The 8,552-nt window shown below is 65.6% G+C and carries 10 protein-coding genes and 1 tRNA gene; 5 read left to right on the top strand and 6 right to left on the bottom strand.

The features are described from left to right. The 5 genes from PLC66_RS21410 to PLC66_RS21390 form a co-directional block, all read left to right on the top strand. On the top strand, positions 1-854 hold an 854-nt coding region (locus PLC66_RS21410; RefSeq protein ID WP_324544222.1), incomplete at its 5' end, for a lipocalin-like domain-containing protein. An 81-nt stretch (positions 855-935) separates the two neighbouring features. Then, on the top strand, positions 936-2,018 hold the full coding sequence (rfbB, locus tag PLC66_RS21405) for a dTDP-glucose 4,6-dehydratase (protein WP_324544221.1): 1,083 nt from the start codon (positions 936-938) through the stop codon (positions 2,016-2,018). Beyond that, positions 2,015-2,905, top strand: coding sequence for a dTDP-4-dehydrorhamnose reductase (gene rfbD / locus PLC66_RS21400; RefSeq protein ID WP_324544220.1), 891 nt, complete (start codon positions 2,015-2,017; stop codon positions 2,903-2,905). The genes rfbB and rfbD overlap by 4 nt, the downstream gene beginning before the upstream one ends. A gap of 12 nt (positions 2,906-2,917) precedes the next feature. Then, entirely contained in the window at positions 2,918-4,366 is a 1,449-nt protein-coding gene (locus PLC66_RS21395; protein WP_324544219.1) for a mannose-1-phosphate guanylyltransferase/mannose-6-phosphate isomerase, read from the top strand. 81 nt (positions 4,367-4,447) lie between these two features. Further along, positions 4,448-4,532, top strand: a tRNA-Leu gene (locus tag PLC66_RS21390). 373 nt (positions 4,533-4,905) lie between these two features. Here PLC66_RS21390 and PLC66_RS21385 read toward each other — a convergent pair. From PLC66_RS21385 to PLC66_RS21360, 6 genes are all read right to left on the bottom strand, one after another. Continuing rightward, positions 4,906-5,433 carry a phage virion morphogenesis protein gene (locus tag PLC66_RS21385; protein ID WP_324544218.1) on the bottom strand — a complete coding sequence of 176 codons (528 nt, stop codon included), beginning with the start codon at positions 5,431-5,433 and terminating at the stop codon, positions 4,906-4,908. Beyond that, entirely contained in the window at positions 5,426-5,896 is a 471-nt protein-coding gene (locus tag PLC66_RS21380; RefSeq protein WP_324544217.1) for a hypothetical protein, read from the bottom strand. The genes PLC66_RS21385 and PLC66_RS21380 overlap by 8 nt, the downstream gene beginning before the upstream one ends. A gap of 88 nt (positions 5,897-5,984) precedes the next feature. Next, the gene (locus tag PLC66_RS21375; RefSeq protein ID WP_324544216.1) at positions 5,985-6,869 is read right to left on the bottom strand and encodes a Mu-like prophage major head subunit gpT family protein; all 885 of its coding nucleotides are present in this window, start codon (positions 6,867-6,869) and stop codon (positions 5,985-5,987) included. Positions 6,870-6,883: 14 nt separating this feature from the next. Then, on the bottom strand, positions 6,884-7,846 hold the full coding sequence (locus tag PLC66_RS21370) for a phage protease (RefSeq protein WP_324544215.1): 963 nt from the start codon (positions 7,844-7,846) through the stop codon (positions 6,884-6,886). 195 nt (positions 7,847-8,041) lie between these two features. Further along, positions 8,042-8,320, bottom strand: coding sequence for a hypothetical protein (locus PLC66_RS21365; RefSeq protein WP_324544214.1), 279 nt, complete (start codon positions 8,318-8,320; stop codon positions 8,042-8,044). 5 nt (positions 8,321-8,325) lie between these two features. Beyond that, positions 8,326-8,552, bottom strand: a 227-nt coding sequence (locus PLC66_RS21360; RefSeq protein ID WP_324544213.1) for a hypothetical protein, incomplete at its 5' end; no start/stop codon positions are given.

Raw genomic sequence — 8,552 nt, 5'->3', positions numbered from 1 at the left:
ATCCGAGCCTGTTTGCGCCGCGCCAGTTGATCCTCGCCCACGCGGCGGTGGCCGATCCCGCGCAAGGCCGCCTGCGCCATGCCGAGCGCTCGGCGCGCGCCTACCCGGAGTTGGCGGGCGCCGTGCCCGGGCGTACCTCAGTGAGCGTCGATGGCTGGTTTCTCGAGGGCGGCGACAGCATTCTCGGCCCGTATCGCAGCCGCATCGAGGCGGAGGATTTCGGCTTCGAGCTCGAGTTCGTGCCCGAGCGCGCGCCGGTGCTCAACGGCAAGGCGGGTTTCAGCCAGAAGGCGGCGGATCCGATCAATGCGAGCTATTACTACAGCCGCCCGCAACTGGCGGTGAAGGGGCGCTTGCGGCTGGACGGCGAGCCCTTTGCCGTCGAGGGCCACGCCTGGCTCGATCACGAGTGGTCGAGCGAGATCCTGCCCGAAGGCGCGCGCGGCTGGGACTGGATCGGCATCAATCTGCACGACGGCAGCGGGCTGATGGCCTTCCAGATGCGCGACGCCGAGGGCGGTGCACTGTGGCACGCCGCCACCCTGAGCGACGCCACGGGCGCGGCCCGAATCTACGCCGCCGACGAGGTCCGCTTCATCCCGCTGCGGCACTGGCGCTCGCCGCGCACCGGCATCGAGTACCCGGTGGAGTGGGAAGTCGTGCTGGCCGGCGGCCGCAGCCTGAGGCTGCGCCCCTTGCTGGACGATCAGGAGCTCGACAGCCGCAGCTCCACCGGCGCGATCTACTGGGAGGGCGCGGTGCGTGTGTTCGAGCGCGACAGCGCCGGGGTGGAGGCCGAGATCGGCCAGGGCTACCTCGAGATGACGGGCTACGCCGCCCGCCTGCAGATGTGAGCGCAGTGTGGATTTGCACCTATTGGGGCCGCCTTCCCGATGCCATAATCGCGGCTTTGCGATCAGAGCAGGGGCGGTAAGGTGATTCTCGTGACAGGCGGCGCCGGCTTCATCGGCGCGAACTTCGTCCTCGACTGGCTGGCCGCGAGCGACGAACCGGTACTCAACCTCGATGCGCTGACCTATGCCGGCAACCTCGAGACGCTGGCCAGCCTCGAGGGCAGGGCGGCCCACCGCTTCGTGCATGGCGACATCTGCGACCGCGCCCTGGTCGATCGCCTGCTGGCCGAGCACAGGCCGCGCGCCATCGTGCACTTCGCAGCCGAAAGCCACGTCGACCGCTCCATCCACGGCCCGGGCGCCTTCGTCCGCACCAATGTCGAAGGCACCTTTGCCCTGCTCGAGGCCGCGCGCGCCTACTGGAGTAGCCTGCCTGCCGGCGAGCGCGAGGCCTTCCGCTTCCTGCACATCAGCACCGACGAGGTGTACGGTTCGCTCGGCCCGGCGGATCCGCCGTTTGCCGAAACCAAGGCCTACGAGCCCAACAGCCCGTATTCGGCGAGCAAGGCGGCGAGCGACCATCTGGTCCGTGCCTGGCACCACACCTACGGGCTACCGGTACTCACCACGAACTGCTCCAACAACTACGGCCCCTTCCAGTTTCCAGAGAAGCTGATCCCGCTGATGATCGTCAATGCGCTCGCCGGCAAGCCCTTGCCGGTCTACGGCGACGGCCTCAATGTGCGCGACTGGCTGTATGTCAGCGACCATTGCGGCGCGATCCGCGAAGTGCTCGCGCGTGGGCGGGTGGGCGAGACCTACAACGTCGGCGGCTGGAACGAGATCGCCAACATCGACATCGTGCGCACCCTGTGTGCGCTTCTCGACGAACTGCGCCCCGACGCTGCCGGCAGCTACAGCCGCCTGATCCGCTACGTCAGCGACCGCCCCGGCCACGATCGGCGTTATGCGATCGACGCGCGCAAGATCGAGCGCGAACTGGGCTGGAAGCCGGCGGAGACCTTCGCCAGCGGCATCCGCAAGACCGTGCAGTGGTATCTCGACCATCCTGGCTGGGTGGCCAACGTGGAGAGCGGTGCCTATCGCGACTGGGTCACGCGCAATTACGCCGGACGCGACGATAGTGCGGGAGCCGGCGCGTGAGAATCCTGCTGCTGGGAAAGAATGGCCAGGTGGGCTGGGAGCTGCAGCGCGCACTGGCGCCGCTGGGCGAGCTCGTCGCCCTCGACCGCCATGCCGACGGCGGGCTGTGCGGTGACCTCACCCGGCTCGAGGCGCTGGCCGCCAGCGTGGAGCGCGTCCAGCCCGACGTCATCGTCAATGCCGCAGCCTACACCGCGGTGGACAAGGCCGAGACCGAGGTTGCGCTGGCCCGTACCGTGAATGCCGAGGCGGTCGCCGTGCTCGCGCGCGCGGCCGCGGCGCGCGATGCGCTGCTGGTGCATTACTCGACCGACTACGTCTTCGACGGCAGCGGCGACGCGCCCTGGGCCGAGGATGCGGTCCCCGCGCCGCTGTCGGTCTATGGCCGCAGCAAGCTCGAGGGCGAGGCGGCGATCCGCGCCAGCGGCTGTCGTCACCTGATCTTTCGCACCTCCTGGGTGCACGCCGCGCGCGGCGGCAACTTCGCCCGCACCATGCTCAGGCTCGCCGCCGAGCGCGAGCGTCTCACCGTGATTGCCGACCAGTTCGGCACCCCCACCGGGGCCGATCTGATCGCCGATGTCAGCGCGCACGCGATCCGCAGCGCCCTGGCGCAGCGCGAACTCGAAGGCACCTATCACCTCGCCGCAGCGGGCGTGACCAACTGGCACGGTTACGCCGAATTCGTCGTGCAGCAGGCCCGTAACCTGGGCCAGGTATTGAAGGTGCAATCGATCGCACCGATTGCCACCACCGACTACCCGACGGCCGCCGTACGCCCGCTCAATTCCCGCCTCGACACCGGCCGGCTGCGGCGCAACTTCGGCCTGCACCTGCCCGACTGGCGTGATGGCGTCGCCCGCATGCTGCGTGAAATCCTGAACTGAACGAGAACTTCCATGACGATTAAGAGCGTGATCCTTTCCGGCGGCTCGGGCACCCGACTGTGGCCCGCTTCACGTGAGAGTTTTCCCAAGCAACTGCTGCCGCTCACCGGCGAGCTGTCGCTGCTGCAGGAGACCGCCGCCCGCCTCAAGGGCTTCGCCGCCGCGGACGTGGCGCCGCGACCGCTCATCATCACCAACGAGGAATACCGCTTCATCATCGCCGAGCAGCTGCGCCAGATCGGCGTGCGTGCGCCGCAGATCGTGCTCGAGCCGGTGGGGCGCAACACCGCGCCGGCGCTGACGCTGGCCGCGCTAGCGGCGCTGGAGGAGGGCGATCCGATCCTGCTCGTGATGCCGGCCGATCATGTCATCACCGACGTCGCGGCCTTCCAGCAGGCCATCGCCGAAGGCGCGCGCGCGGCCGCAACGGGTGCGCTCGTCACCTTCGGCATCGTGCCGGACCGGCCGGAGACGGGCTACGGCTACATCCGTGCGGGTGCGCCGCTCGATGCGGCAGGCAGTGCGCGTGCGCTGCTCGAGTTCTTCGAGAAGCCCGACCGCGACACTGCCGAGCGCTATGTCGCCAGCGGCGAGTTCTTCTGGAACAGCGGCATCTTCATGATGAAGGCCGCGGTGTGGCTGGCTGCGATCACGCACTTCAACCCGGAGATGGCCGCGGCCTGCGGCAAGGCCTTTGCCGGGCGAACGGCGGACGCCGACTTCATCCGTCTCGATGCCGCCGCCTTCGAAGCCAGCCCGAGCGATTCGATCGACTATGCCGTGATGGAGCGCCTGGCCGGCGCGCCCGAGCTGGGCCAGGGCGTGGTCGTGCCGCTGTCGGCGGGGTGGTCGGACGTGGGTGCCTGGGACGCCTTGTGGGCGGTCTCGGACAAGGATGCGGACGGCAACGCCGCGCGCGGCGAGGTGCTGTTCGAGGACAGCCACAACACCCTGGTGCATGCCGGCAGTCGCCTGGTGGCCGCCATCGGCTGCGAGGACATGGTGGTGGTGGAAACGCCCGACGCGGTGATGGTGGCGCACAAGAACCGCACCCAGGACGTCAAGAAGATCGTCGCCCGCCTGAAGGCCGAGGGCCGCAGCCTGACGCAGAGCCATCGCAAGGTCTATCGCCCCTGGGGCTGGTATGACTCGATCGACGCCGGCGAGCGTTTCCAGGTCAAGCGCATCGTCGTGAACCCGGGCGCCAAGCTCAGCCTGCAGATGCACCACCATCGCGCCGAGCACTGGATCGTGGTCAAAGGCACGGCCGAGGTCACCAATGGCGAGCGCAGCTTCCTGCTCGGCGAGAACGAATCCACCTACATCCCGCTCGGCAACACCCACCGACTGGCCAACCCGGGCAAGGTGCCGCTGGAGATCATCGAGGTGCAGTCGGGGAGCTACCTGGGCGAGGACGACATCGTGCGCTTCGAGGACACCTACGGGCGCACCGGCCATTGAGCGGGCGCTCGCGCCGGACGCCCGACGGCGTCCGGCGCGACGGACCCTGTGTATAATGCGGGCCGCTTTGTCGTAATACCCGCGGGGATGGCGGAATTGGTAGACGCACTGGATTTAGGTTCCAGCGCCGCAAGGCGTGAGAGTTCGAGTCTCTTTCCCCGCACCATCTTGTTTTGTATTGGCTTTTTCCTGGTTTTCGGCTCGGTCGGCAGGGCGCGCTCGAGTCCCTCTGGTGCAGTATCGGCGCAGCGGGCCGATCGATTGCACTAAGCGATTCAGAGCCCACGAGACACTGGGTGCTTTCCTGCCCTCAAGAGGACTGCTGTGAAGCTGAGAATCTGCGTTATGTTAAGTTCCCGGCGCCGGCCCGGCCGCGCCTTTTTGCCCGGACTGCGCATGACGGCGGACACGAGGTTTGCAATTTTCGGGCGAAAGGTCTGAAACTTTCAAACCTCGGGAACCGCGCCATCTCGGTCAAGCGGAACGCGGGCGCTCAGACCGCGCAGACAAGCGCGTCGACCGTGATCGTGCGCGCCGTCCTATAGCGCGGCTCGTGACAGATGCAACTCGATAACATCCAGAATCCGTTGCACGTCGTCGTCGTCAACGCCGAGAAACGGCCTGGCGGGGATATCACCCCAGAGATGCGGGAAAGCGGACTTCCTTCCGCCAAACTGCTGCATAGCGGCAAACTCCAGCGGGGAACCTACAAGAAGCTCATCGTCACCGACGAAGTAATCGATGGTCGTTTGCAGGTTGCCGTGGCGGACCAGGGGGCGCTTGCTGGCAGCCGCCGAAGCGCCACGCTTGTTGATACGCCCGTCCTTGCGGAAGTTTCCAGGCGAGTCCCCCAGAAACTTCATGATCGTCACCATGCTGTTAGGCTCCCAGCGACTTCCATCAGGTGCAGTGCCGGTTTCGAAACGCCGCTTCACCGATTCGATCAGGTCTTCGCCGATCTGACGAAATGCTGGCTCCAGACCCCCAGGGCCAACGGCGTCTGAAAGGCGGCTAAGGCGCGCCACGACATCACGGATGTCGAGCTCGATTGATATGCGGTCAGCCATGACGATCTTCCGGCACAGAATGGCTGTCCGTGAGCATCAGCACCTCCTCGCGGGGCATCGGCTGAATCCTCTTCAACACGATGCTCACCCACCGAGTCGTAACGCCGAACGCCCGCGCGCAGTCTTCAAGCGTCGCCCCTGTGTCGTAAAAGGCCACCATCGCGCGGTTTCTTGCCCGCGCGATCGCCGCCCTACAATTTGGAACGGTCAAGACTTCATCGCCGTAGCACCAGATGAGCAGGTCCGCGCCTTCCTCGCCGACGGCCTCTACGAGTTGCTCATAACGATGGGCGCCGCGCCCATCCGCACGCTTTGGAACCGGAAACGAAATCCCGCCCCACTCGGCAATCAGGGCTCGCGTGCGTTCCCATCCCAGGAGGCCCACCAGGTCCTGCGCGATTTGCGGCAAATCGGACTTGACGACAAATTGAGCCGCCTGAACGGCGAGTTCCTGCCTTTTCATTCCTGACGCTTCCCTCACTTCCAGCGCGCCCGGCGTGCGTTACCGCTGGAGACCGCGTAGATGCGGGCCGGACCGGCCCGCCCCGTCGTCAAGCCATCCACGGGCAGACGATCAACTCGACCGTGCCCCTGTAATGCGACGTGTCCAGGTTCAAGAGTTGCAGCGCGGCGCCCTCGAAGGACGGAGCAACCAGCATCAGATCAGGCTTTATGCCCAGCGGCTTACCCGTGGGCGCCTTCAAGGCCATCATCGCAGCCCGCGCGGTGGCGTAGTTGGTCGCGTCCAGCGTCTTGTCCGACGCGTAGGCGAGCTGCCAGAGACCGTAACCGGCGTTGACCCGTGCGTCTACGCCATAGACGTACTCGTTGCGCATGAAAACGTTTTCGTCGCTGTCCTGATCCTTGGCGACGAAGGAATAGTCCTTGCGCCGCTGAAAGATGAACGGCTTGATCACCTTGGAAGTGTCCAGCAGCACCCAGCCCGGCGCGCCAGTGGCGTTCGTCATGTCGGCATTCGACACCGTGCCGGCGCTTGGGCTATCCGGGTTCACCGGGTGATCAGTATCGAAGAAGTATTGGCCGTCATAGCACTTCTGGGTCGTGCCCGACCGGAGCAGCTCGAAAATGAGTTCGTCGGGATGCAGCGCGGCATCCTGCCCCATCATCTTCATCGCCCCGGAATAGACGCCAACCCGGTCATCCTCGATATCGTTGCGGGACACCGAGACCGTGTTTTCGAAGTTCCGGTTCGTGATCGTGAAGCCTTCGGCGGTCAGGTTCTTGATGACCCGATCGCCGGCCCATTCGCGAAGCCGGTTGTTGTTGCCGAGCCAGCCGTAAGTCTCTTCTCGGGTGGCGCTCGGGACCGTCATCGCGATCCGGTCCTTGAGAGATGCGGCGGCGAGCGCGCCCGCTTCATAGTCGGCGCGGAAGTTGGTGAACAGGGCGTCCAGGGATGCGCGGTTGATGATCATTTCAGGTTTCTCCGTCAGTCGGTGAGGCCGCTGTCCTCAGCGGCAAAGCGGCGTTTCAGTTCGGCGAACTCTTCGGGCTTGCGGCCGGTCAGGGCGCACAGGTGCTTTTCTTCACGGCTCAGGGCGGTCTGCACTGCCTTGCCGGGCGTCTTGCCGTCTCCACGCATGCGATCGGTCTGCATGCCCAGCAGCGCCGGCACCAGCGGCGGGCGGTCGAGCAGTTGCGAAAGGGCCTCGAAATCGACCTTGCCGAGCCGTCGAGCGGCTTCAACCTGTCCGGGCAGCAAGCGGGCACCATTGAGCGCGTCCTCGATCGTGGCCTCGATTCGCGCGGCCTCGATCTCCTGTCGCAGGGTGCTGACTTCGCTTTGCGCCTTGAGCGCTTCATCGGTCTTTTGCTTGAGGGCTTCCAGCGCTTCGCGCGAGCTGCGCACCAGGGCTTCAATCTGCGCCGTGGCGGTGTTCGTGTACTCGCGCACCTCGGACGATCCGCGCGTGTCGGTCGTGAGCGACAGCGCGGCAACCTCTTCCATTCCATCCAGGGCAGGCGTGTTGGTGAGGGCAGCGGATACCAGGCGAGTGATAACGCCGGTCTCGCGGTCGTAGTCGAGGACGGGCGACAGGTAGCGGTACTCGCCGGACTGGATCATCTGCGCGGCCTTGTCGGTCCATTCGACGTCGGTCGCGAACAGCCCCTCTCCGTCGCGCCACTCCATGACCTTGAACCATCCGGCGGCGGGTGCCGGCTGTCCATTGGCGCCGGCCTTCAGGGATTGGTGCTCGTAGTCGATGACGAAGCGCCCTTTTCCGGTCGATGTCGCGATGAGCGTGGCTGCCGAATCGGCGGCGAGCACCCAGGCGTCGACCTCGTGGGGACGCCCGTCCTTGGCGCGGAACTCTCCGGCGGGAAGTAGTTGAACAACGTTGCCGGCGCTCTTGAGGGCAACGGCGCACGCGGCGTAAGCGGGTCGGGGCATGGTTCGGACTCCATCAAAGTGAGTGCAGCCTATCGAACACGTTCCGTTCAGCGAACCCTGAACCCATTCTGCGGGCATGAAAAAGCCCGGACGCGAAATCCGGGCTTCTGAGCGGCTGAAGGCTTCAGGCTAGGGGTATGTATGGGCGCGAACCCGGTAACGCGACTGAGGCGAAAGTAACGGCCTCCATGCGCGTCATGAAACGGCGACCACCACACCGAAGGGACAAAGCACCGATGCAAGCCCCTTTGCGGTGAGCGTCGCACCGTCGACCGCGACCCGCACCAAGCCGGCCGCCGACAGCGTATCCATGTCCGATTCAACGCTCTCCGGGGAGATCTCGAAGCCGTGGATCGCTCGCAGATCGCTACTTACGCAATGGGCGCTTCTGGGATGGGCGAAGTAAAGGACCGCCATGATGGCGCTGACGCGGTTCCGCGCCTCTTCGCTTACATGCCTTGTGGCGTGTTCCATAGTCTTCATGCTCCTACGTGCTCGCCGCGCATTGGAAGTTCACGGATGGTCAATCCCATGAGATTGACCAAAACCATTTCAACCAGGACCACAGACACTTGCGCGTCCGTCAGGAACCGGTAGTGATCGACGCCGGCAACGCTGCGCACGAAGGCAACGAACCGGGGGTCGTCCATGCCTCCGGGGTTCGACACTTCACCCCGATTTTCGCCCCTTTTTGGAAAGTGCTTCC

This window comes from Thauera sp., assembly GCF_035444905.1.
GTDB lineage: Bacteria > Pseudomonadota > Gammaproteobacteria > Burkholderiales > Rhodocyclaceae > Thauera.
Note: the sequence above shows the minus strand (reverse complement) of the source record. Positions and strands in the feature narration are given on the sequence as shown.

Excerpts from the sequence above, each read along its gene's own strand:
- PLC66_RS21395 (WP_324544219.1), top strand. The coding sequence starts at position 2,918 with ATGACGATTAAGAGCGTGATCCTTTCCGGCGGCTCGGGCACCCGACTG.
- PLC66_RS21385 (WP_324544218.1), bottom strand. The coding sequence starts at position 5,433 with ATGGCTGACCGCATATCAATCGAGCTCGACATCCGTGATGTCGTGGCG.
- PLC66_RS21380 (WP_324544217.1), bottom strand. The coding sequence starts at position 5,896 with ATGAAAAGGCAGGAACTCGCCGTTCAGGCGGCTCAATTTGTCGTCAAG.
- PLC66_RS21375 (WP_324544216.1), bottom strand. The coding sequence starts at position 6,869 with ATGATCATCAACCGCGCATCCCTGGACGCCCTGTTCACCAACTTCCGC.
- PLC66_RS21370 (WP_324544215.1), bottom strand. The coding sequence starts at position 7,846 with ATGCCCCGACCCGCTTACGCCGCGTGCGCCGTTGCCCTCAAGAGCGCC.
- PLC66_RS21365 (WP_324544214.1), bottom strand. The coding sequence starts at position 8,320 with ATGGAACACGCCACAAGGCATGTAAGCGAAGAGGCGCGGAACCGCGTC.